Source organism: Mycoplana sp. ABR4_002, from assembly GCF_056159645.1.
This window is the reverse complement of the sequence record NZ_JBSWVO010000001.1, coordinates 1653888-1676156: the sequence shown is the minus strand read 5'-3', so window position 1 is coordinate 1676156 and position 22269 is coordinate 1653888. Positions and strand designations below refer to the sequence as shown.

At 62.8% G+C, this 22269-nt stretch carries 32 protein-coding genes; 5 read left to right on the top strand and 27 right to left on the bottom strand.

Features of this window, described 5'->3' with window-relative positions:
* Positions 1–2: 2 nt before the first annotated feature.
* The 24 genes from ACXAGF_RS08045 to ACXAGF_RS07930 all read right to left on the bottom strand — a co-directional run bounded on the left by ACXAGF_RS08045 (position 3) and on the right by ACXAGF_RS07930 (position 16224).
* A complete protein-coding gene (locus ACXAGF_RS08045) occupies positions 3–467 on the bottom strand; it encodes an HK97-gp10 family putative phage morphogenesis protein (RefSeq protein ID WP_475015942.1) in 465 nt (154 codons plus the stop codon).
* Positions 467–802, bottom strand: a complete 336-nt coding sequence (locus ACXAGF_RS08040) for a phage head closure protein (RefSeq protein WP_475015940.1) — start codon at positions 800–802, stop codon at positions 467–469. The genes ACXAGF_RS08045 and ACXAGF_RS08040 overlap by 1 nt, the downstream gene beginning before the upstream one ends.
* A gap of 3 nt (positions 803–805) precedes the next feature.
* A complete protein-coding gene (locus tag ACXAGF_RS08035; protein WP_475015939.1) occupies positions 806–1078 on the bottom strand; it encodes a phage fiber-tail adaptor protein in 273 nt (90 codons plus the stop codon).
* Positions 1079–1090: 12 nt separating this feature from the next.
* Positions 1091–2644: a hypothetical protein gene (locus tag ACXAGF_RS08030; protein WP_475015937.1), complete on the bottom strand. Its 1554-nt coding sequence runs from the start codon at positions 2642–2644 to the stop codon at positions 1091–1093.
* Between the two features lie 12 nt (positions 2645–2656).
* Positions 2657–3703, bottom strand: coding sequence for a coiled-coil domain-containing protein (locus ACXAGF_RS08025; RefSeq protein WP_475015935.1), 1047 nt, complete (start codon positions 3701–3703; stop codon positions 2657–2659).
* Between the two features lie 57 nt (positions 3704–3760).
* Positions 3761–4168: a hypothetical protein gene (locus ACXAGF_RS08020; RefSeq protein ID WP_475015933.1), complete on the bottom strand. Its 408-nt coding sequence runs from the start codon at positions 4166–4168 to the stop codon at positions 3761–3763.
* Between the two features lie 17 nt (positions 4169–4185).
* A complete protein-coding gene (locus ACXAGF_RS08015; RefSeq protein WP_475015931.1) occupies positions 4186–4725 on the bottom strand; it encodes a head-tail connector protein in 540 nt (179 codons plus the stop codon).
* Positions 4725–4907, bottom strand: coding sequence for a hypothetical protein (locus ACXAGF_RS08010; protein ID WP_475015930.1), 183 nt, complete (start codon positions 4905–4907; stop codon positions 4725–4727). The genes ACXAGF_RS08015 and ACXAGF_RS08010 overlap by 1 nt, the downstream gene beginning before the upstream one ends.
* A 65-nt stretch (positions 4908–4972) precedes the next feature.
* Positions 4973–6235 carry a phage major capsid protein gene (locus ACXAGF_RS08005; RefSeq protein WP_475015929.1) on the bottom strand — a complete coding sequence of 421 codons (1263 nt, stop codon included), beginning with the start codon at positions 6233–6235 and terminating at the stop codon, positions 4973–4975.
* 98 nt (positions 6236–6333) lie between these two features.
* Entirely contained in the window at positions 6334–6921 is a 588-nt protein-coding gene (locus ACXAGF_RS08000; protein ID WP_475015928.1) for an HK97 family phage prohead protease, read from the bottom strand.
* Positions 6884–8161, bottom strand: a complete 1278-nt coding sequence (locus ACXAGF_RS07995; RefSeq protein WP_475015926.1) for a phage portal protein — start codon at positions 8159–8161, stop codon at positions 6884–6886. Before ACXAGF_RS07995 ends, ACXAGF_RS08000 begins: the two co-directional genes overlap by 38 nt.
* Complete coding sequence (locus ACXAGF_RS07990) at positions 8158–9714, bottom strand: terminase large subunit (RefSeq protein WP_475015924.1); 1557 nt, start codon at positions 9712–9714, stop codon at positions 8158–8160. The genes ACXAGF_RS07995 and ACXAGF_RS07990 overlap by 4 nt, the downstream gene beginning before the upstream one ends.
* A complete protein-coding gene (locus ACXAGF_RS07985; RefSeq protein ID WP_475015922.1) occupies positions 9702–10112 on the bottom strand; it encodes a hypothetical protein in 411 nt (136 codons plus the stop codon). The genes ACXAGF_RS07990 and ACXAGF_RS07985 overlap by 13 nt, the downstream gene beginning before the upstream one ends.
* A 616-nt stretch (positions 10113–10728) precedes the next feature.
* Positions 10729–11610 (bottom strand): transcription termination/antitermination NusG family protein, encoded by an 882-nt coding sequence (locus tag ACXAGF_RS07980; protein ID WP_475015921.1) that lies wholly within the window; start codon positions 11608–11610, stop codon positions 10729–10731.
* A gap of 51 nt (positions 11611–11661) precedes the next feature.
* Positions 11662–12483 carry a ribonuclease H family protein gene (locus tag ACXAGF_RS07975; protein ID WP_475015919.1) on the bottom strand — a complete coding sequence of 274 codons (822 nt, stop codon included), beginning with the start codon at positions 12481–12483 and terminating at the stop codon, positions 11662–11664.
* Positions 12480–12866 (bottom strand): hypothetical protein, encoded by a 387-nt coding sequence (locus ACXAGF_RS07970; protein WP_475015917.1) that lies wholly within the window; start codon positions 12864–12866, stop codon positions 12480–12482. Before ACXAGF_RS07970 ends, ACXAGF_RS07975 begins: the two co-directional genes overlap by 4 nt.
* A complete protein-coding gene (locus ACXAGF_RS07965) occupies positions 12863–13120 on the bottom strand; it encodes a hypothetical protein (RefSeq protein WP_475015916.1) in 258 nt (85 codons plus the stop codon). Before ACXAGF_RS07965 ends, ACXAGF_RS07970 begins: the two co-directional genes overlap by 4 nt.
* Complete coding sequence (locus tag ACXAGF_RS07960) at positions 13117–13425, bottom strand: DUF6074 family protein (RefSeq protein WP_475015914.1); 309 nt, start codon at positions 13423–13425, stop codon at positions 13117–13119. Before ACXAGF_RS07960 ends, ACXAGF_RS07965 begins: the two co-directional genes overlap by 4 nt.
* Positions 13418–13975, bottom strand: coding sequence for a hypothetical protein (locus tag ACXAGF_RS07955; protein ID WP_475015913.1), 558 nt, complete (start codon positions 13973–13975; stop codon positions 13418–13420). Before ACXAGF_RS07955 ends, ACXAGF_RS07960 begins: the two co-directional genes overlap by 8 nt.
* On the bottom strand, positions 13972–14142 hold the full coding sequence (locus ACXAGF_RS07950) for a hypothetical protein (RefSeq protein WP_475015912.1): 171 nt from the start codon (positions 14140–14142) through the stop codon (positions 13972–13974). Before ACXAGF_RS07950 ends, ACXAGF_RS07955 begins: the two co-directional genes overlap by 4 nt.
* Positions 14139–14471, bottom strand: coding sequence for a hypothetical protein (locus ACXAGF_RS07945; protein ID WP_475015910.1), 333 nt, complete (start codon positions 14469–14471; stop codon positions 14139–14141). Before ACXAGF_RS07945 ends, ACXAGF_RS07950 begins: the two co-directional genes overlap by 4 nt.
* A 175-nt stretch (positions 14472–14646) precedes the next feature.
* Positions 14647–15102: a hypothetical protein gene (locus ACXAGF_RS07940; protein ID WP_475015909.1), complete on the bottom strand. Its 456-nt coding sequence runs from the start codon at positions 15100–15102 to the stop codon at positions 14647–14649.
* Positions 15102–15953 carry a hypothetical protein gene (locus ACXAGF_RS07935; RefSeq protein ID WP_475015908.1) on the bottom strand — a complete coding sequence of 284 codons (852 nt, stop codon included), beginning with the start codon at positions 15951–15953 and terminating at the stop codon, positions 15102–15104. The genes ACXAGF_RS07940 and ACXAGF_RS07935 overlap by 1 nt, the downstream gene beginning before the upstream one ends.
* Positions 15954–16032: 79 nt before the next feature.
* A complete protein-coding gene (locus ACXAGF_RS07930; protein WP_475015906.1) occupies positions 16033–16224 on the bottom strand; it encodes a DNA-binding protein in 192 nt (63 codons plus the stop codon).
* Between the two features lie 113 nt (positions 16225–16337).
* On the opposite strand from ACXAGF_RS07930, the gene ACXAGF_RS07925 reads away from it, so the two are divergent.
* On the top strand, positions 16338–16712 hold the full coding sequence (locus ACXAGF_RS07925; protein WP_475015904.1) for an Arc family DNA-binding protein: 375 nt from the start codon (positions 16338–16340) through the stop codon (positions 16710–16712).
* A gap of 2 nt (positions 16713–16714) precedes the next feature.
* Positions 16715–17950 carry a tyrosine-type recombinase/integrase gene (locus tag ACXAGF_RS07920; RefSeq protein ID WP_475015902.1) on the top strand — a complete coding sequence of 412 codons (1236 nt, stop codon included), beginning with the start codon at positions 16715–16717 and terminating at the stop codon, positions 17948–17950.
* A gap of 177 nt (positions 17951–18127) precedes the next feature.
* Here ACXAGF_RS07920 and ACXAGF_RS07915 read toward each other — a convergent pair whose 3' ends face one another.
* Positions 18128–18967 carry a hypothetical protein gene (locus tag ACXAGF_RS07915; protein WP_475015900.1) on the bottom strand — a complete coding sequence of 280 codons (840 nt, stop codon included), beginning with the start codon at positions 18965–18967 and terminating at the stop codon, positions 18128–18130.
* 270 nt (positions 18968–19237) lie between these two features.
* Between ACXAGF_RS07915 and ACXAGF_RS07910 the strand changes: the two genes are divergently transcribed.
* On the top strand, positions 19238–19435 hold the full coding sequence (locus tag ACXAGF_RS07910) for a hypothetical protein (RefSeq protein ID WP_475015897.1): 198 nt from the start codon (positions 19238–19240) through the stop codon (positions 19433–19435).
* Positions 19436–19593: 158 nt separating this feature from the next.
* Here ACXAGF_RS07910 and ACXAGF_RS07905 read toward each other — a convergent pair whose 3' ends face one another.
* Together ACXAGF_RS07905 and ACXAGF_RS07900 are read right to left on the bottom strand one after the other, a co-directional pair.
* Positions 19594–20034 carry a YqaA family protein gene (locus ACXAGF_RS07905; protein WP_475015896.1) on the bottom strand — a complete coding sequence of 147 codons (441 nt, stop codon included), beginning with the start codon at positions 20032–20034 and terminating at the stop codon, positions 19594–19596.
* On the bottom strand, positions 20024–21343 hold the full coding sequence (locus tag ACXAGF_RS07900; RefSeq protein WP_475015893.1) for an MFS transporter: 1320 nt from the start codon (positions 21341–21343) through the stop codon (positions 20024–20026). Before ACXAGF_RS07900 ends, ACXAGF_RS07905 begins: the two co-directional genes overlap by 11 nt.
* A gap of 230 nt (positions 21344–21573) precedes the next feature.
* Here ACXAGF_RS07900 and ACXAGF_RS07895 point away from each other — a divergent pair, with 230 nt between their 5' ends.
* Positions 21574–21708, top strand: a complete 135-nt coding sequence (locus tag ACXAGF_RS07895; RefSeq protein WP_475015891.1) for a hypothetical protein — start codon at positions 21574–21576, stop codon at positions 21706–21708.
* Between the two features lie 183 nt (positions 21709–21891).
* The gene (locus ACXAGF_RS07890; RefSeq protein WP_475015889.1) at positions 21892–22236 is read left to right on the top strand and encodes a hypothetical protein; all 345 of its coding nucleotides are present in this window, start codon (positions 21892–21894) and stop codon (positions 22234–22236) included.
* Positions 22237–22269 lie beyond the last annotated feature (33 nt).

Sequence of the window (22269 nt, the reverse complement as noted above, 5' to 3'; positions counted from 1 at the left end):
GGTTATCCCTTTGCCGCAGCCTTTGCAGCCTTGCGGGCCAGCCGCTGCGCCGCCTTGATGATTTCGTCGCCGAGGGCGCTCTTGATGGTTTCAAGCACCTGTTGCTTGTTGCCGTCCCATGCAGGACGGGCGAACGGATGCGGCGGGGCGCCATCACCACCGAACTCTCGAAGGTGCGCCTGCGGCAGACCACCAGCTCCAACGAACATCTCGACGGCCGCCCTGTCGTTGGCGAACATCTTCCGGTGTACGGATGCCTGACGCTTGGTCAGCCGTGTCCCCACGCCAATGCTCTTCTGAAGGTGCCCCTCATCCACTGGAGCCATTGCCGCCATCTGGGCAGCAACCGGTGCTGCGCCCGTACGAAGAACGCGGCGAAGCACGTTCTTTCCGGTTGCCTTCGGGAGTTCCCCGAGTGCCCGGTCCAGCTCCCGCAAACCTTCGACCTTGACCGTCACCTTGGCCATCAATCGGCCCTCATGCTCGCAGTGATCTCGATGAACCGGTTTCGCCCCTCGTCGGCCTCCTTGATGCCTTTAATGTTCCAGATCGCGCCGGCGTGGCTTATACGGTCTGTGGGCTTCAAACCGCGTGTCGTCGTGCTGGAGCGCACCTTGAAGCGGCTCACAAGAAACGCACCCACCTGACTGGACGCCTCCCGTTCGCCGTCGCTGACATCTCTGCGGGATGCCCACGCAGACGCGAGATCCGTCCAGGTCTCGACCAACTCATTCAAATCGTTGGGAACGGTTGTGGCGCGTTGGAACGTTATGCGCCGATCAAGGTCGCCGGCTCCGGTCACTGGTCATTTCCCCTTGATCTTGAGTTTCACGCTCTGGTCCATCGTCCGGCCGCCAGCAGTGACGACCCGGTTTGTTATCAGCAGCGAGTCGCCATCCGTGCCGCCCGACAGCCAGATCGTTGTCGTCGTGGTGGTGTTGCTGTCGCTGTCCTTGGTAATGCTGTCCGGAACGAACCAGGTGGATGAGGAAATCGTGTCCTCGTCCAGCCGTGCCGACCAGTCCAGTTGATAGTCGAGCACTTCGTCCGGATCCTTGAAGGGCCATGTCAGCGCCATCAACCATTCTCCCTACGCTGCCAGGCTGCGTTCTTCTGCCATCGTGAATGCTATTCGCTGCTCGTCTTCCACACTCGCCGAGCGCGCTTCTGCGGGAACGGAAAGCACCCGATCCGCAGTTGGCGGGGACGGGACGATGAAGACGCCCGCAACGCCAACAGTGTCGCCGGCCTCTACGATTGCGGCGGCTGCCTTGATGGCGACCGCGCCAGAGGACGAAACGCTGTCGGCCGCTTCCTGTGCAGCTACCGCCCCCCTGATGGGGATGACCGCCGCGGAGACAATCGTGTCTGCCGCTTCGGTGATCGACGCCGCGCCGGTATTGACCAGCGCGCCCTCACCCGTTGCCGCGACCGTATCGCCGGTCTCCGTTACAGACGCCGTGCCCGCGAGAGACAGGGCACCCGCGCCGGAAACCGTATCGCTTGCCTCTGTGATCGAGGCTTCGCCCGTCGTCGTGACCTGACCGGAGCCGGAGGACGCGACGGTGTCCGCCGCCTCCGAAATCGACGCACTGCCGACGATGAAGACCGCACCAGCCGCGCTGGTCGTGTCCCCGGCTTCCGTGATGGCCGCACTGCCCACCAGAGGCAGAGTGCCGGCCGATGCTACGCTGTCGCCCGCCTCGGTGATCGATGCAGCGGCCGCGATCGAGATGACGGATGCGGAACTGACCGTATCCGATGCCTCGGTGGCCGTAAGGCTGCCCGACACCCTGACCGCGCCGGCGGATGCAACAGTGTCTGCCGCTTCCGTCGCGGCCAGAGCCCCGGTGTTCGCCAGGGCGCCAGTCGCCGAGACGGTATCGCTGGCCTCTGTCGGGCTTGCCGTGCCCTTGATTGCCAGAGCACCGGCAGAAGACGCCGTGTCCGAGGCTTCGGTGATCGAACCGCTGCCCGATATGCTGCTTGCGCCGGCGGGCCGGATCGGAACGACGATCGACGCCCACTTGTAGTCATTGCCGCCGTTGCCGTTGGCGCGGGTTCGGGCTCCTGTCGATCCTGCGGTGGTCTGCGTACCGTCGCCAAGCCATGTGACCGTGCCAGAGCGGCGAACGGAAATGCTCGGCGTCGTGCCTGTGACCGTACCAGAGCCGGGGCCGTCCCAGTTGGCTTCAGCGAAGATCAGGAAGCACCCGTCCGTCGTGGTCGTGACGCTTCCGTACCCGGTAGATTGTCCGTTCGATCCGGACTGCACCGCTGCGGCCGGCGTGACATCGATCGGCGTTGACGTATCGGCCCCGGTGAGCCGATACATGTAGCCCTGCGATTCCGCGCTGGCGTGCGTGAACGTGTAGTTCCCGCTCTCCCCCGAGGCGACCTTGTAATAGACCCGGATCGAGATCTCGTAAGGGTCGGTATCGGCCGTGCCGCTCGGGCTGTTCGTGACCTCCGTAAAGCCTGCGGGAGGCGTGACGGAGATCAGCGGAAGAGCGCTGGCATGGCCAACTTGCAACACGGCCACCAGCAGGTCGCCGTTGGTGATCCCGCTGGGCGCCGTGATGGTCGAGTTGGTCCGCGAGCCAAAGGTTGGCGTATTGCTGACCGAGCCGACTGCGATAGCCATGGGTGCGGCCCCTTAGCCGATCGGCTTGCCGGTCACGGAATCGATGTTGCCATAGACCGTCGCGGGGCTTTCGATAGCCATCGATCCCCAGTGACCCTTTTCGATCACGTTCTCGTAGACGCTGCAGCCGGGGATGTTGTCCTCGATGCGCATCGGAAGGTCTGCGCCGCCGAGCCAGTTGTGCCGGACGGTGATGTTCGTGATCTTGCCGGTCTCGTTCTTGCAGAAGATCGCCGAGGTATCGACCCAGTCGATATAGTTCTGCTCGATCACGTGGCCGCTGTTGGTCCACTGGATGGCGATGCCGTCGCAATGGGCGCCGTTCGGATAGTAGGGCTGGTGGATCAGGTTATAGCGGATGACCGCGTTCGAGCCCTGCAGCTTGATGCCGTCCTTGTAGCCGCGGATTTCCGAGTTGGACACGGAGGCGCAGCCGAGAATGGCAGCCTCACGCGATCCGCCCTGCCCGACGAACAGGCAGTGATCGACGGTGATCTTCATGCCGTCCGCGTCGATGCCCCAGGTGCCGCTGGTGGCGAACTCGCAATCCTCGAAAACGGTATTGGCGGCCGGGAAGACAGTCCCGGTAAAGCGCTTGCCCTTGACCGTGCCGCTCACGCTGTTGGATGTCGCATTGGTGCGAGCAATGCGCGGACCAACCGTTGCAGAAGTCGGCCAAGCCGTCTGAAGACCCCTCCAGAAGCCGGTCGGGGGCTCGGGTTCGGGTTCGGGTTCGGGCTGCGGTTCCGGCTCGGGCTCCGGCTGCGGTTCAGGTTCAGGTTCCGGATCGGGGCTGCCGGCCTCAAGCTCGGCAATACGAGCCTGCAGTTGCGCAATCGTGGCGCTGACATCGGAAATGGTCGCATCGCGCTGTGCGATCGTCTGGCGAGCCGCTGCGATCTCCTGGTTCTTCTGGGCCAGAACCGCGGCGTCCTCGATGGCGTCCGCTTCAAGCGCGGCCTGAACCGCTGCGATCTTCTCCGCGTCGAATGCAGCCTGTAGACCGGCGTCATGCTCGGCCAGTGCTGCCTCAAGCAACTGCTGTAGGTTGATACCCATCACAGGGACTCCTGTCGTTCGATGGTTGCCGCCCCCGGCCCCTCATGCAGTCGTGCGTCAGCCGTTGTTGTCGGTGATCGTGAACGACGTCACAGTGAAGGACTGTCCGGAAGCAAAAGAGGTGTTGTCGACCGTCATGTCGCCGCCGCCGCCCGTCGCCGTTACAGTGCCCTGTGCGTGGCAGGTCGTGCCGTCCGAGGCATACAGGCGGAAGTGAGCCGCAGTGCCCGTGGCGTCGGCCGAGGTGTCTTCCCAGGTGCCGGACTTGGCCTTGGTGCCACCCGATGCAGCCGCCATCCAGTCGGACGGGAGGCTCAGGGTCGCCACAACCGTGCCGGAATCGGCCGTCGCACAGTTTGCCGGTGCTGCGCCCGTGCGGATCTTCAGGACAGCCGAGGTGCCGATCGTGGTCTCGACGGCGTCAAGCTTCGCGTTGCGAACCGCAACCGAGTATTGCAGTGCCATTGTCAATTCTCCTTGGGCTAGCGCCGGTAGTTGCTGAGAAGCGTGTCGAGGGCGGTCCAGCCTTCCGCCTTGCTGTTTTCGCGGTTCTCGTAGGCGTCACCGATATGCAGGAGCATGGCGTGCTTCACCGGGGCGGGGACCGTCTCGTAGCCAGCTTCCAGCGTTACCGTGATGCGCGAGCCCGACTGGATCGCCGGCCAGACCTTGCCGTAACCGGCAACAATCGCCGTATCGAGCCCGTCCGCGCGCAGTTCATAGTCCGTATCCGGCACAACCGCGCCCGTGCCATCCGTTGCCACATAGGCGATCGACACAACCTGGAGGACAGGCGCGACCGGAACATGGGAAAGGTCGGCGAAGCTGTCACACTTGATCTCGACCGTCTGCTCGGCAAAGCGGGCGGCGCAGTAGGCTTCAATGTGTTCGCGAGCGGTGGTGATCAGCGCGCCGATGAGGGTGTCGTCATCGCTGTCCAGAACGCGCAAATGCGCCTTGGCTTCGGCCAGTGTGACCGGTTCAGTCGATGGCGGGTCAGTGACTTTCGCCTCGTACCACATCAGTAGCGCTTTTCCCGCACCGGCTTGGCGACAGCGCGCTCGACCTTGGCTTCCGCAACCGGGACGGCATAACCTGCTTCGATGAGGCGCGTTGCCTCTTCGCCGGAAAACCGCTCGGTTTCCTCGTTCGGCGCGAGGGCAAAATCAGTGCCGGCCATGCTGGTGAGCATTTTCAGTTTCATCAGCAAACTCCTTCGGTTTTGAGAGCGGGCGGCGCGAAACCGCCCGCCTTGCAAAGCCGACCAGCTTACGTGGCGGTGAGCAGGTGCTTGACGGCAGCGGTGTCGCCGAGTTCGCCGTCGAAGCGGATCAGGCCGGCGATCCCGAGGTCCGGCCAGAAGCGCTCACGCATCACGCCGATGACCGGGGAGCCGACCTTGCGGACGAAGTACTTGGACAGGTCGCCGAACAGCATGACCTTCTTGGTCGCAGCCAGCGAATCCATGTCGTCGTTGATGCTGTAGCGGTAGCCGAGCAGCGTGCCAGGCTGGCCGGTGGTGATGTCGCCCATCTGCCACAGGTAGTTGCCCTGGCCGTCCTTCAGCTTGCGGATTGCCGCAAGGGTCGCGTCGTTGAACATGAACCGGGCCTTCGGCGAGCGGCGGTAAGCCGAGTTGACCGAGTGCAGCAGGTCGATGATCTCGTCGGACGTGATGGCGGACTGTGCAGCCGCGGTCTTGCCGAGCGATGACGCCGTGACAATGCCGTTCGGGTCGCCCGTACCGTCGCCGATCGTCAGCTCACGATTGGCAATGCGGCCGAGGCGTTCGCCGAGGAGCGAGCCGAGGAGCGATTCCATGTTGAAGATGGAGTCCTGCGCCAGTTCCATCGAGAACTTGACGAACTCGGTGTCGTAGACGTAGGCGTCCAGGCGCTTCTGGCCGAAGGTGACATCCTTGCCGCCGTCATCGGTCAGCGCGGTGCCTTCCGTGTGCTTCTCGGCGGTGACGGCCGTGTCATCGACGGTCGGGATGTTGATCTGGTTGCCGGATGCCGTGTTGAGGACGGTGCAGATGTCCTCGTCGTACATCGGACCCCAGTCCTTCATCGACTTGATGATCTGGTTCGCCAGTTCGACCGGAACGGTGTAGCCGCCGGCTGCTGCCGTGGTGCTCTGAATGCGGGTTTCGATCTTCTGAACGCCGGCCTTCAGGACGGAGCGCTCTTCGGCGGACAGTTCGGTCAGATCGGCGCCCGATGCGATGAACTTGTGGAAAACAGCGCGATATTCCGGCTGTTCGCCGTCATCCTGGCCGCGAGCCTCGCCGTTTTCCTGCGAAATCGGGCGCTGCTTGGCGCGGGCCTCTTCCGTGCGCTTCTCGATGGCGGCGAGCTTTTCTTCGCGCTCGATCACCTTCTCGACCTTGTCGAACTCGGCCATGATGTCGTCGTGGCGCTTGTCGAGTTCAGCCGAGCGGGCCTCGTCGGTGTTGGCCTTGATGGCGTCGAGGGCTTCGCGGGCGTCGTGAACGAGCTTTTCCCGCTTCTCCTGCAGTGCTTTGATGCTCATAAGTCAATCTCCTTGTTGAGCACGACAAAAAGCCCGCCGAAGCGGGCGACGATGGCGGGAAGCGGGTGCTGTCCAGCCCTCCGGGAACCCCGGGTGATCTAGGAAATCTTCCGAAAGCGCTGTTCGGCCTTGGCCTTGCGCTCGGCAACGCGGCGCGAGGCTGCGTCGTGGTTGTGTTGGCGCCGCTCCTTGCGCGTTTCGTCGAGCGATCGCATGGCAATCGAGGTGTCGTCATAGGCGGGTCGAGCCACGGCGCTGACCTCGATCAGGTCTACCTGCTGGATCGTGCGAACCGGGACATCGCCGGTCTCGTCCCACTCCTGCTTTGTGACGATGAAGCCGAAGGACATGCCCCGGATGTCGCCCCGTTCGATCAGCGCGGCCAGATCGCGGCCGTCCGAGGTGTCGGGAAGGTCGATCTCGACCGCAAGGCCGTTGTCGTCTTCACTGAGCCGAAGCGTGCCGGCGCTGGAACGCCCGATCACCCGCCCCATGTCGTGGTCGTAGAGCGCCAGAACGTCGCCCTTTACGGCCTCGGAAAACGCTCCCTTGGCCACGACTTCACGGAAGTGTCCGCCAATATCTGCAGCGCTGCCGAATACTGCAGCATACCCGCCAACGGTCCTGCCGGAATTGCCGGCGCGGACCTCAAGCGGACGGATCAGCGTCCGTTTTTCCAGGCTCATCAGGCTCTCCATTGCCATTGTCGTCAGGCTGCGGGCCACCGGTTTGATCGATGTTCTGGGATCCAAGCGGAACCGTGGCGCCCTGAATGTGTAGCTTGTCCGCTTCCCCACCCTTTGCCGGCAGGTTCTCCAGCAAGCGCGCCTCGTCAGGGGTCCGGATGCCGTTCTGGATTGCGACTGCGTAACCATCCATGCGGCTCTTGAAGTCGCCACGCAGGAGCCCGTCGAGATTGTGCTCAACGTAGCGGTTGCCCTTGAGGCGTCCGAACAGCTTCAGGTTCATCTCGGCCTCCAGGGAGCGAGCCCACTGGCCGATAAGGTGCTTTACGAGGTGCAGGTCCTGCTGTTCCGCATTCGAGAAGGTCGCTCTCGACAGATCCTGCAGGAAAACCGGCGGCAACTGGTAGGCCCGCGCGATTTCCTCGATCTGGAACCGCCGCGCCTCTGTCATCTGCCCCTTTTCAGGGTCGAATCCGACCGGCTTCAGTTCGTGCCCGGGCGGCATCGGGAAGATTGACTTTTCGCTCTTCTTCGCGGCATCGATCGCGCGGTGAACGTCTGCCATTGCGCGCTGCATGGCGTCCGTGCCCTTGGGCAGCGGGCCACTCAAGGCAAGCGGCGGAATCCCGCCACCGGCAAAGAAGTGGCTGGCGTAGTCATTCATTGCCAGGGCGAGCTGAATCGCCTTGCCCGCCATGACGATCGGGCCGTAGTGGCTCAAACCGTCCGGCTTCAGCATGAACGGCACGTCGATCACATCGGCCGCGGAATATTCCTTGTTCTCGAACTGGTAGATCGTGCGGCCGGCGCGGCGCTTTATCGTGGTCTTGGTCGGGTCCATCGGCCAAAGGGCCTCGACGCCAGCCGGGGTGCGCTCGATCCACGCGAGCCCACGCCCACCGGTAAAGACCTGCTGCCAGAAATACTGGCGGAACCTGTACGAGGTCGCCTCGTCGTTGGCGCTTTCATGCACCACGATCTCAAGCTTGCCGCCGGCCTTGACCGGACCATCCTTCGTGGACCGGTAGGCGTGGAGCGGCAAGGTCGCCAACGTGCGCGACAGAAACGCCACCGCCGCCCAGACAGACGGGACAGTCAGCGCGCTGTCGATCGTGACATTCGGCAGATTGGTGCCGTTGACGCCGAAAAAGGCGAGGAAGTTCTCAGCACTGACCGGGACGGTCTCGGTCTCTACCGATGCCCTCCGCTCCGAGCGCTTGCCAAATCCGAAAATCTTCATGCGCCCACCAGCCTGAAATTAGGATCGTCCCACGGTGAGGCGACGTGCCCGCCCTCTTCCCAGGTGCCGGCGACAGACATCGCCATCGCGAGCGCCACCATGCCGTCGATGCGGCCATGAGACTTCGATTTACTCAGTTTCCGGTTTCCGGCCGGGTCGGACTGGACCGTGGCGTTCGCGGCGCACATCGTCAGGACCGGGTGCCCGCCATGCGCGATCTTCTGGTTCAGAAGTGCGCTTTCGAGGTCACGCAGGGCCGGGGACATGGACTGGAACCCCTGCCCCATTGGCTCGAACACGGCGTCGTCGCCTTCCAACTGCCATTCCTCGAAGCCGGCCTTGACCAGCCAGGGCTTCAGGTGCCGCCAATTCCAGCGGTCAAAGGCGATCTTGCGAATGTCCAGATCGTCGAAAAGCGCCCGCAGGTGCTCGGCGACATACTGATAATCGATCGTCCGGCCTGGTGCCGCGAGCAGGTGCCCTTGATTGTGCCACACGTCGTACGGGACGCGATCGGCGCGGGCCTTGTCGTGCAGCCCGTCTCCGGGAAGCCAGAATGTCGGCTTGACGTGCCAGACGCTGGCAGACGGGGCCACCAGCACCAGCGCGGTCAGGTCCGACACTTCCGAAAGGTCGAGCCCGCCATAGACCGGCAGCCCGTCGAAGCTCTCGATCACCTCTGCGCCGCAACCTGCCCAGACCACACGCGAGACAAACGGCGCGTTCATGTCGACGCGCTGATTGAGGATCAGGTTTCGGAATTCCGCCTCTCGGCTCGGCATTCGGCGGGCATCTTCCGCCATTGCCTTCGTTTCCTCTGCGTTCTGGAAGTCACCAAAGGCAGGATTCGCCGCCCTGATCGCATCTTCCGAGAACGGGTCCAGTTCGTGGTCTGCCGTGTAGAGGCTGACCACCACGCGGGCGTCCGCACCCTTCAGGGCGTCATCGATCAAAACCGAGAGCAAGTCCCCGTCTGTGGGCGCCTGCGTAGAGATCACGATCGATAGCGGTTGATCCTGGGCACCCGTCGCCGTCTCCAGCGCCTCGTAAAGCTCAGACCGCGGCCCCTTCACCTGCCCCAGCTCGTCGTGGACGATGAACACCGGAGACAGACCGTAGGCCGTCGAAGCATCCGCCGACAGCGCCCGATACAGCGTCCCCAACTCCGGACAGGCCAACTGCTTTGCCGTGTCCCGGATCACGACGTAGGCGTTCAGGTCCGGCGACATGCGCACGATCTTGGCAGCCAGTGCGAACAGGACCGCCGCCTGGTCTCGAGACTGTGCGGCGCTGAACAACTGGCTATTCGGCCTCGCCTCCGGGCCGCAGAGGTGGAGGAGCAGCAGAAACGATGCCAGGGCCGTCTTGCCGTTCTTCCGGCCGAAGCTCAGAATCGCGCGGCGCGTCCCGGCCTTGTTGTCGTAGATCTTGACGATTTCCCGCTTCTGCCAATCGCGAAGCTTTACCGCCTGGCCGACAAGCCGCCCTTCTGGGACCCTGCAGTGCTTTTCCACCCATGCGATGTTGCGGCCGGCGCGGGTCAGCTTTCCCAAGGTCTACTAACCTGTTTCGGCTTCTTCCGTTCCTTGTCGAACGTCGCCTGCTGCGAAATCCGCATTCGCGTGGCAAGCGAGGAAATCGCCCTGCCCTCGCGCTCCTGCATCTTCAGAAGCTTGTCGTACTGGTCAACGTCGAAAGCCTTCTCGGCCTCGCACGCCGTGACCAGTTGCGCCACTCGGCGAGCTGCGACGACGTGCCGGCAGTACTGCGCCAGCATCCCGTGCGTCTCCCGCGGGAACCAGTCGGCCGGCATCCGATTGACGACCGCCCACCATTCCGTCGCCTGTTCGTCTGTCAGATCATACGGCGCATCCGGCCGCTGGATCGTCTCGACAGGGGAGACAGTGGCAACCTCAAGAGACGCGCCAGACTTGCGTCCGCGAGTACCCATCACAGAAACCTTTTTTGGTGGAGTTTATGGTTTTTCGACTCCCGCGCCGGTCCAGAGGCCGAAGGGGCTAGAGATCCGCCCCACCCCTCCCCCTGGGGTCAGGGCCTGCCGTTCGCGGGGTGCCTGGCATCGGTCGGCCATCCGTCCTCGCCTATGGCCTTGCTGAAGCCATTGCGGTCCTCTGACTGCTTGGCTCCGTCATGGTGCTGCTTGCATAGGCTCTGGAATGGGCCAGCGTAGAACAGGGCAACGTCGCCCTTGTGGTTCTCGATGTGGTCGCAGACTGTTGCGGCTGTCACCCTGCCTGCCGCTGAACACATGCGGCACAGAGGCTCTGCTGCTAGCTGGCTACGACGTATGGCCTGCCAGCGTGCTGTCTTGTAGAGGGCGCGGTATGCGCCGGCCTCACCGCTGCGCCGATCCTTGGCCACTTGCTGGGACTCCATAAACGAAACCCGCCCCGGCGAGGCCACGGGCAGGCGCTACGCATGGGCAACTGGAGAAAGGACGCAATTCTTCCATCGTGCCGAATGCTATGGTTCGGCCTTTGGGACCGGCAGCAGCCCAGCGCGAAGACTGGGGAGCGCATAGGAATTCTGTCATCCCGAATAGGAATTTACACAGCCTCGCGAAACTCATCAAGCGCTTTATCGTCCTCAATAGCGTCGATTGCGGATAAAATTCCTGCAACCCTCTCACGAACGCGGTCAGGAAGCCCGTTGATGCAAGCGTCGGCGTGCTGGCGTAGCGAAACAGTTCTGCTTCGCCCCCGAGGCAGCAGACGGCCGAGCTCTCCATGCAGGGTCTGCCGCCTCTTGAAGCGAGCAATCTCTACCTTGTGCGTCTTATGGAGCCGGTAGTCCTGATGGCGCTTGAACATCTCCAGCATCAGGAACTGGATATCGTCTTCACTCAGTTCTGCCGGTGCGCGGCCGTTCGTCACGACGGCGAGCACACCATCGACATCCCTGATCGACGCGAACCCCCGGCCCGGATCGTGTCGGATGAAGGCATACCCCACCAAGAGTGGAAGCCGCCTCTCGCGTAGCTTACGGCTGCGGTGAACTCGCAGTTCTCTCCAAAAGGCCGGCATGTACACGTCGATCCCGGCTTCGCGCAGATTTCGCTCAATTATGCTTTCGCCGCGGCGATACTCGGGCGGGTCCGGCATTTGCCGCGCCATTGATTGCGATCCCGGCTTGGTTCTCACCGCATACCACTTCGCCCCAGTCGCCCGGTGGACTTGCAGCGCGGCCCAGTCGACCACCACAACGCGTCGGGTATAGGGCCGCTTGCCTTGAGAGCAGACCTCCTGATCCTCTTGGACGGCGGGAAGCACCCGAGCGCGATCGAGGCCGGCGGCGCGGATCAGGGCATAGGAGCGATCCACAGTGAAGCTCTCATCGACCAGTCGCCAGCCGGACAGTCGATCCTGGGCGACGATTGCGTAGCCTACCACGGATGCCTTTATTCTGATTGTCTCGTCGGAAGCGAGCATTGATGCACCAATCCTTTGTTGAACATTTTCGAGATACGTCCCCAATTTGTTCTACACATGTTCATGATATGCATCATAAATAACGTTTGCCGCCTCTGTCCTGCCCTGCTCCGCCAGTTCATCTGCCCGTTCGTTGCCGACAATCCCGTTGTGACCTTTGACCCAATTCACGGTGACCTGTTCCGACGCGGTACCGGCTAGCGCCTCGTCGATCGCCTGCCAAAGCTCGGCATTCAGGAGGATGCGGTTCTCAGGCTTGGCTTTCGCTCCACCGCGAGCCCAGCCGTTCTTTTTCCAGCCATGCCGCCAATCATTGACGCCATTCACACAATATTGGCTGTCCGACCAGATCGTGACCGGACCGCCAAGCCTCTTGGCTACCTCGATCGCGTTGAGAAGCGCCGTCAGTTCCATCTGGTTGTTGGTGGCCTGCGGGTCGCCACCGCACAGTGCATCGATCTCGACGCCATCACGATAGACCACGACGCCCCACCCGCCCTCGCCCGGATTGGGAATGGCTGCCCCGTCCGCGAAGACATGAAGCCCCATACTGAAATCGCATGCTTGGTTGCTTTTCTGTGAGGGCGACCTAGGTTTGGCTTGCTTGGCCCAACTGGCGGCGGACCGAGCGGAGGCGGGCGGCGCGGATGTCGTGACACCCGCCTCCATACCACCGGCCGGGATAGCCTTCTGGATTTGCAGAAGTGTCGGCGTCATGTCCGATCCCTTTGGCGGGAACCTCACACGACTGCCAACCAGTTGCTGGGCCATGAATGCCGCCTGGCGATCAGTCTTGAACGCCGTCACGTCGGCGCCTAGTCCGCGGAGAAAGTCGCACAGCGGCTTCAGCGAGTCCGGGAAGGAGTAGCTCATGCGTCCCTCCCGTGATTTTTCAGAAAGTCTGGCAGCACATAGTCCGTGCGGCCGTGCTGGTGCATGCTCGCGATGAATTCCTCGCTGGTCGGCTCGTTGATGGAGCGAGGCACCTTCGTGTTGATATGGCGCTCGACCTCGGCCTGCATATCCGCCGGCCAGAGGGTGTGGACCGGAATGCCTGCCATCGCAGCGGCGACAAAGTCATCGAAAGAAGGCTGATTGCTTATCAGCTCGCGAAAGCGCGCCATGACAGCCTCCGCTGCCTTGCTGCGGGGATGGTGCTTGCTTCGCTCGACAACCTCCCAGCCCAGGAGGCGGAAATAGACGAAATCCAAAAAGAAGTGGGCTTGCTCCTCGGTCATGGTCGGAAGGCTGGTCATGCGGCACCGCCGATCTGCATTTGCAGCGCCTGGATCAGGACGCGCACGTCAGCAGCAGTAGCGAACAGCACGAACGGGTCCTCGCCGCCATCCATGCTTTGCTGGCGGATTACAATCCCGCCCCAATTATTGCGATACACGGCAGTACTTGGCTGTTCGCGAATGATGATGTCCGCATCGTTCGTCCACCAATCGAAGTCGTCACGCGCTTTTTCCCCGGCGTTCGGCATCAGTGGCTCTAGTAGGTCGGTCATGCTGCACCCCATGGATTGTTGCTGCCGCGACCGCCGCCATAGGCCTGCCGGATCATTTCGGACTGCACCGCGTCGTGGAAGGATCGAAGTTCATCAGCGATTGCCATCTCATCGAGACCGATCCGGGATAGATGCTTCCGGTTCGCTGCCATGACCTGCTTCCAGTACAGCACAGCATCTTCGCCGTGCTTGGACGATAGAAGCTGGGCGGTGTGACGGACCTTGCCGACGCGATTGATCAGCGGGAACAGGATCACCTTGCAAGGTGGTGTCCAGGTGAAGAGTGGAAGATCACGCTCACTCATTGCTCGTACCTCCCATGGTATATCTATATGTGTCGCATGGGTGCGCCTGTGAAACTGCAAAATCGGGCTTCACAGTACGATGGGTGCGCCTGTGAGCTATGAAATCGGACATTTTCGGCAGCGGGGCGTCGCATGGGTGCGCCTGTGTGTCCGATGGGTGCGCCTGTGTTTTTTTCGCTGGCTGCCACCGCATGAACTCTTTCGAGGGCAGTTCGCCGGTCACGTCACAGCTGTATTCGGTCAGCCTCCACTCGGTCACAGCCCGGTTTTTGACGTTGAAGGCACTGGCCTTCACCTTGGCGATGAAGCCCACGTGCGCCAAACGATTCAGCGCACGCTTCGCGGTGTCGCGTCCCATGCCTAGTTCGTCGCCAAGCTCACGGCAGCCTAGACCAATCCGGCCGTTGTTCGTGCCGTCATACCGCCATTTGACTTCGATATAGGCGTTGCGCTCGATCGGGGTCAAAGCCTTCCATGCGGCGCTGCGCTTTACGTAGGCCTCAATCATGATGAACTTGGATTTGCCCTTTCGCTTATGCTTGCTGCTCATCCGTGCGCCTTTCTGTATGTCCTGAACTTGTTCGCCATGGTGAGCGCCTGGGCAGCCTGCGCGGCGGTGAGTCCGAATTGCTCGCGGACGACGGTGAACTTGTTCTCCAGCGTCTCGGGTTGATCTGTGAGCCACATGGCAGCGGTGGTAATGGGATCGATGGTCATGCTTTGCCCTCCAGATAGCCGAGGGCGGCGGCAAGCATGGGCTTAACCGCCCACGACGCTTCGAAGAGGGCCGCCTCGCCTAGTGCAAACCGAAGGGCAGCAATCGCGCCCTCCATCGTCTTCGCCGGCTCGTTCCAGTTCTCGAGAACGCGGAGCGGCGCGGCATAGGTCATTTCGACAACCTCGTCCTCACCGCCGAGCGCGTTAAAGTCCGCTTCCGGGATCGAGTTGAAAGCGCTGCAACCGTCTTCATAGGCCCTGATGGCGAGAATGATGGGATCGGTGACGGCAAGGATGATGCCGTCTGCAGGATGTGTAGCGTACTCCATTATTTGCCCTCCTGCGTTGCGGCGACCTGTAGGTAGTGCTGGATGACGGCCTCGCGCGGCATAACAGTGTGAAGGGGCGCCGCGGCATCGTATCTGCGGAGCAACTCATCAAGCGGCACGTAAGATACACGGACGAAACCGCCGCGGCCCGTGGGGGTGAGGTCGGTCACAAGCATCAGGTGCCCCCCCTCGTACCGCGGAGATTTGGACCACCTTGGTTTTTGTAGGCGGCGGCAAGCCCGACCATGTCGGACCTGTCATGGCCCCCCATTATCCTACCAGCAGCGATGCTGTAGGCGTTGAAAGCAGGGCCCCCTCCCCATCTGTCTTCATCCCTAGCAGGGTGCCCGGCCCTAATATCAATCGCTTCGCAAAGGCCGTGAGCCATAGGATGCGAAATAATCGTAACAATCTTGCCGTCGTTGGTGGCGGTCTCGGCCGCCCTGTTCTCTCGGTCGAAGTTCTGAGCATGTTTCACCATGCGCCTCGCTGCCGACCTAGGGAGAAAGGCTTTCGCGAGTTCTTCCGCGTCAACCCAAAAGAAGTCGGGCTCATTGTGGGGCGGCGTGAAGAACGATACCGGCTTGCCGTTGATCTCCGCGGAGGCGACGAGTTTGGACTTTACCCGCATCAGGAGTCCTCCCCCTGAATGTCAGAACGCAGGAGGTCGACGATGCGTGATGCCCACATCAACTGCTTGATAGGGACACCTCGTCCGGTTCGCTTGTCGGTATCCTTGAAGACCCCGCCGGCCGCCTGACCTTTCGGCGTCAGCTCGTAATAGACGTGGCCGTGGTAGTCTCTGAGCGCGTGCTGATAACCATAGTGCACCAAGAGCTTGTTAGCTTCTTGCGCGCTTTTCAGCCCTAGGCGGTTGGCAATCGTGGTTGGCACTAGATCCGGTTGGTTCACCTGGGCGTCGACATGGGTGATGCCAAGAGAACCCATCACATCAAAGCCAGTCGTGAGCCTGGTGGCGCGGTTCGCGGAAAGGACCGCCTGATTGCCTTTGAGGCCAAGCTGTCGAGCCACACTGGCGAACATGCGGTACTGAAGGCGGCCTTCCCGAGCGACTGCCACCTTTACAGCCAGCGGAATATCCGCCGGACGAACCGAGGGCAGATCGCCTCGCCGCCATGCGACAAATACCTTGATCAGCATGTGGCGGACCTCCGAAGCGCGGTCTGCGTCGGAAAGGGCGGCCGCGAGCAGTGCCTGTTCTTCGTTCAGCCAGTACTCGGTGAACTCCTGACCGCGCGACTTGCCCCGCTGTGGGGCGAGTGAGCCGAACTTCAGGAACTCACCCATGTTCCGCTCGATCAGTTCGCGAATTTTACGGGCGCGGGTGAATCCAAGCCGATCGGCGATATCTAGGTCACGAGCGCGAGGGCCATCGCCGAAGCCCTTCAGCGGTATATCCGAGATCACCCGGCTGGACATTGTAACCGGCACACCATCTGTGATATTGATCACACTGTTCATTTTCAGATCCTTTCGGAGGAATGGATTGGACCGTGGCTCAGCAGTGTTGGCGCACTGGCTGGGCCTTTTGCTTTTTGGGTCATGCCGCAGTCTCCATGAAGAACGCGATCAGTTTGCCGCGTTCTGCGACCCAACGGCCGCCGACCTTTCTGGCGGGGAGCTGGCCAGTTTTCAGCATGTGAAAAGTCTGCCTCGGCGTCCGGCCGATCAGCTTAGCGATCTCTTCCACCTCCCAAATAAGATCGAGAGGAGCGTCCTTATCTACGGCCATTTACCCTTCCTTTACGTTTGGCGGTGTAACCACGGTGGTCAGGTAACCACCGTGGTCACTTGATGTCAACACCACGGTGGTCCATAACGTGGGAAAAGTTTCGAGGAACTCTCATGGGACGCGAAGATCCACAACTGAAGCTACGCCTTAGCGAGGAGATGAAGCAGCGAGTAACCGACTCAGCGCGAGCGAATAATCGATCCGTGAACGCTGAAATCGTAACAAGGCTGGAAAGAACTTTCGCCGAGGACGACCATTACGAAGAACTTGCGACTGCTCAGCCCGAGCCTCCAATCCCCGACGACGACGGCGATAAAGCGCGATTGCGCAGAACTGAGCTACCAGACGGACTAGACTTCGACGAGTATCAACGCCTCTTGAGCCGGGCGCTTCGTGAAGCGACCAGAGCTGCATTTGAAACCGTCGACAAACAGGTACTTGCTCGTGGCGGGAAAGTACTTGTGCTGGATGAGCCAGACGATAACTAGCCATGTCCGTCCGCAAGCGTGAATGGACCACACCAAAGGGCGAGACGAAGTCCGCATGGGTCGTCGACTACACCGACACCGCGGGCAAGCGCCGGCTGAAAACCTTCAAGCTGAAGAAGCTGGCCGATGCCTTCGCGGCTACTGCATCCGTTGAAGTCAGGGAAGGGACGCACGTAGCGGATCGAGAGACGGTGACTGTCGAGGCGGCAAGCAAGCTCTGGATCGCTTCGACGAGGGCTGCGGGCCTGGAGAGATCCTCGATCGAGGACTATGAGCGCACTCTGCGCCTGCACATCATTCCCTTCATCGGCACCCAGCGCTTGAACGCGCTGACAACAGCGCGCCTCCGATCGTTTGAGGACCAGTTGCGCGAGAGCGGCCGGTCCGCATCGATGACGAGACGGGTGCTGACCTCCCTCGGGACAATGCTGGCAGACGCGCAGGAGCGAGGGCTCGTTGTGCGTAATGCTGCCCGGGAAATGCGCGCGCGTCGAGGGCAGAGCGCAACTCGCCAGGAAAAACGCCAAAAGGGCCGGCTGAAAGTCGGGACGGATATCCCGACCCGGGATGAGGTCAAGGCACTGCTTGCGGCGGCTGATGGTCGCTGGCGCCCTCTCCTTCTGACCGCCACCTTCTGCGGGCTACGAGCGTCCGAGCTGCGGGGTCTCCGCTGGAAGGACGTCGATATTGAGAAGCGGGTGATCCGGGTTCACCAGCGTGCCGATCGCTTCAATGACATTGGCCAGCCCAAGTCGATCTCTGGGGAACGCACGGTGCCCGCACCGCCGCTGGTGATCAATGCGCTGCGGGAATGGAAGCTAGCCTGCCCCAAGCGAGATACCGGCAAGCTGGATGGTGATGGCAAGCCGGTCATGGTCCATGATCTCGTCTTCCCGAACGGCAGCGGCAAGGTCGAGCAGTTGAACAATATCCTCCGGCGCGGACTTCACCCCACCTGGAAAGCAGCGGGCGTCGTCGTCGAGACGGATGAAGTGGACGAGCAAGGCAAAGTGGTGCTGGCTCCCAAGTACTCGGGCCTGCATTGCCTGCGCCATTGGTTCGCGTCGTGGTGCATCAACCGTCGCGAGGACGGTGGGCTCGGGCTACCGCCGAAGGTCGTCCAGGAACGCATGGGCCACTCGACGATTGCGATGACCATGGACACCTATGGCCACCTCTTCCCGAGGGGTGACGACGGCTCGGAACTGGCTGAAGCAGCGGACTCGATCCTCGCTTGACGCGACACGAATGCAACATGACTGCAACATGGATGCCATTTCCTCCTGATTTCCAGCGCTTCGGCCATGATTTGTAATCAGGGGGTCCCGGGTTCGAGTCCTGGTGGGGGCACCAGAATTCTTCAAACAAGATCAATTGCCTTAGCGGCTCCAGGCGACTGAGGGACCGGCCTGCACCTAGTGCGGGGGTGTGAACTCGAAGGTGCCTGCCATCTCGACGAAGCCGCGGTAGATGGCCTCGTCTCGGGAATCGAACGTCACCGTCAAATGAAAGATCTTGCCGTCGTGGGCAGCAACAATGTGCTCACTCTGGTAAAGGCCATCGGTTCGGTACCGGACCGCGTTGGCCCCGGCCAGAACCGCCTCCTCGACCGCGCTGGTGGCGAGGTCGATCGACGAGATCCGCCGGTTGCGCTCGACCCAGACCGGCGCGTGCAAATGCTTCGCATTGCGGTAGACGCGCAAGGATACGGCCTTCGGACTCTCCCGTGGTCCAGCGCCGTCGGCGAGCGTGTCAGCGTCCGAGCGGGTCATGAGCGAGATTGCGTAGACCGGGGCCGGGCTTTCGCTGACGTTGACGGGGACGGCAACGTATCCATCCGGCTCCTTGAGGTAGTCAAACCGGAACCCTTGCTCGGGAACCGAATGCCGAGAGACGAGACGAAACGCGTGGCTCGCGTCTTCGCAGGGAACGATCGCGCCATCCTCGGATCTCCTGCCGCGCACGGAGACTAGTTCCCCGACGTTCAGTTTCTCGGGGGCGGCAAGCCGCTGCCTGGCGGCGCAAAGGTTTCTCCCCCGGGAAGGGACGGCGATCGTCACGATGCCCTGTGCCGCCGTTCGAACCCTTACGACCGCCGGGCCATCCAGCATCATCGCGGACAGATCGACCGCGGCAATTTCTCCTTCAAGCTCCACATCTTCCGCAGCAACACCTGCCGTCGCCAGCGGCAGGGCGAACGCTCCGGCGAAAACCAGGCGGGCGCCGACACGGCAATTCAGGCGCAGCGGCTGCATGGTTGGCTCCTTCGGGGGGGACGCCGCTCACCGCAATAGCGCGGTGGACGACGATTGGTACCGCGTGACCTCACGCGCGTCCATCGGCCCCGCGAAAACATCTGCAGCGGACGGCGGGAAGGCAATCCGCCCGCCGCGCAGCGCCGTTCTGCGCAAATGAAACCAAATCCGCGCTACGGCGTTGACATGAAAGCCGCCCCGCCCGGGTCGGTTTGGCCAACCGTCCCTCCAGAACCCTATCGAGGCGGCCGGCACAGTCGAGATACTACCATGGACCGGTTTGCCTATATCGCCCGGGAACTTTGTGATCTGATCGACTTGGCAAAGGACGACCACGATCCGCTAACGGAGTTGCGCTATTTCCTGTCGATGGCGCTGGAACATGCCGAATCCCTGCGACGGGCGCAGGCCGACGAGGCAGGCCGGCAAGGGCAGCGGCTCGATCCCGATCCGGCCACGCTCAACTAGATTGCGGGGACGACGCCATCTTTGCCCGGATGCCGATCGTTACAACGCCCCCCGAGGGAAGAGCTGCGAGGAAGATCACGGACACCGGGTGCCGGCGCCCCCCTCGCCTGTAGGGCGGGCCCCGTATCGCCGCAACTCGACAGGCCTGATCGCCGGGCTCACATCCATCCGCTGGCCGCCGCCGCGAGCACGGCATAGCGTCCGACCTTGGCGACCGAAACCAGTATGAGGAACGTCGACAGCGGCACCTTCAAGACGCCGGCGACGACGGTGATGGGGTCGCCGATGAACGGAACCCAGCTCGCCAGCAGCGACCATTTTCCATAGCGCCGGTACCAGTCCTGGGCCTGCTCCAGACGGGCGGCCGAGACCGGAAACCAGCGGCGGTTGCGGAACCGGTCGATGCCGCGTCCCAGCAGCCAGTTGACGACCGATCCCAGCACGTTGCCGGCACCGGCCACGGCGACCAGAACCGCAGCCGGAAGGTCGCCGGTCAACAGGAGCAGCACGAGGGCCGTCTCCGACTGGGCGGGGATGATGGTCGCGGCGAGAAACGCCGCCGCGAACAGGCCCAGGCAGGCTGCAAGGTCAGCGCTCAAGCGGCCATTCCGGGTGCAGGCTGTCGATGATGATGGCGTGGGCGTGGCGCTTTCCCTGCCGCGCATGGCCTGCGGCGAGATGCGGGTCGTCGAAGGCAAGGTCGTGATGGCTGTGCGCCAGTTCGGCATCGTCCGCGGCCGGCCAAAGCCGCAGCGCCGCCAACAGCGCCCCGGCACCGATGGCGGCGAGGACAAGCGCCGAGGCTCCAAGGCCGGCTTCGGCACCGATCCATCCGGCCAGCGGATAGGTCAACAACCAGGCGGCATGGGACAGGGCAAAATGGGCGGCAAACAGCGCGGGCCGGTCCTCGGCGTGGGCCGAGCGCCGCAGCAGCCGCCCCGACGGCGTCTGGGCGGCCGCGTAGCCGATCCCGAGGAGGAACCAGAGCATCAGCAGCGGCCCGTAGGCGTCGATGGCGGCCGCCGCGGCCACCCCGGCAACGAGGACGGCGGCACCCGTCAGCATCACCCGGCGGTCCGCATAGTTGTCGAGCAGCTTCGGCAACGCCAGCGCCGCCAGCATCGACCCGCCGCCGAAGGCGGCGAGCGCCCAGGCCGTGTGCTGCTGGCTGAGGCCGAGACCGGCCTGCACGAAGACCACAGTGTTGACGATGACCATCGCACCCGCGGCCGACACCGCCAGACAGATCGCCAGCAGCCCGCGAAGCCTCGGCGTCGCCAGGTAGATGCGCATGCCGCGCGTCATCCTGTCGTAGATGCCGACGCTCTCCTTGGCCGGCTGGCGCGGCAGGACCACAGAGACCACAAGCACGGCCGAAGCGCAAAAGCCGATCACCGTGCCGCCGAACAGCACATGATACGACATCACCGTCAGCAGCAGCGCCGCGAGCACCGGACTGACGAGGCTCTCCAGATCGTAGGCGAGACGCGACAGCGACAGGGCTCGCGTATAGTCGCGCTCTTCGACCAAGACGTCGGGGATCGTCGCCTGGAAGGCGGGCGTGAAGGCGGCCGATGCGGACTGGAGCAGGAAGATCAGGAGATATACCTGCCAGACCTCGGAGGCGAAGGGCAGGAACAGGGCGACGCCGGCACGGACGAGATCGAGGCCGACGAGCATCAGCCGGCGCGGCAGCATTTCGGCAACGGCTCCGGCGACCGGGGCGACCGTCACATAGGCGACCATCTTGATGGCCAGCGCCGTGCCGAGAACCGCACCCGCCGCGTCCCCGGCGATCTCAAAGGCGAGCAGCCCGAGCGCCACTGTCGCAAGGCCGGTGCCGACCAGGGCGATGATCTGCGCCAGGAACAGGTGCCGGTAGGTCCGGTTGCGGAGGACATCGAGCATGGCTGTGTTCCAGATGCGGCAACGGATCGCTGGTCCTGCGCCTGGCCCCTTTCCTATCTTCTGGACAGGATATTTCAACAGGCAATGTCGGCAACAGCCAGCGGAGCGGCTCCCGCAGCCTGTCGTTCCCCGCCGCGCGCATCCGCCCGACTATCGGAAAGCGCGAATATCGCCGGTGGCTTCCCGCCTGCCGTCCGCTCATGCTACTCTATTGGATGGGAGGAGATGTTATGGGTAATTTCGTTGCATTGTCCGCGATCGTCGTCGGCTCCGCCGTCCTCGGGCTCATCGTCGCCTATGCCATGCGCCGGCAGCGGGAAGCGCATACTCCCCCCAGCCATGACGACGCATCGCTGCGGTTCTAGCCCCGCCACCGATCCCGATGCGATCCGCCCCGTAGAGAAGGCGCGCGCCGCGCCGACCGGTCCGGCCACAGACTTCGTGCATCCCATCATGCCCGGGGATCTGTTCCTTGCGCCCGGTGAGCGGGCGACCATGCCATCGCCGCAGCCATCGACTCGCCGCTTTCGCCGTGCAAGACTGCGGCCATGATCGAAAGCAGCGACATCGAACTCGAAGACGAACGCCTCAAGCTGTTGAGCGAACTGGCGCGATCGAAGCAGTCCACGCCCGCGACGCTGGCGACGCGCAACGCTCCGGGCAGCATCGGCTTTCACGAAGCGACACATACGGCGTCGATCGTACTCGACCTTCTCGACCAGCACCTGCTGCGGCATCCGGCGATCACCGCCAATCCGGAGTGGTTCCGCTACGCCTCCCGCGCCAGCGAGGCGCTGTTCAATCTCTATCAGTCGATGGGCGCCGCGCAGCTCGACCATCACGGCGATGACGGGCTGCGGCCCGAGGACCTGAACGCCAGCAACGACGACTGAGCCCCTACCACGCCGATATGATGCAAGCCGCGC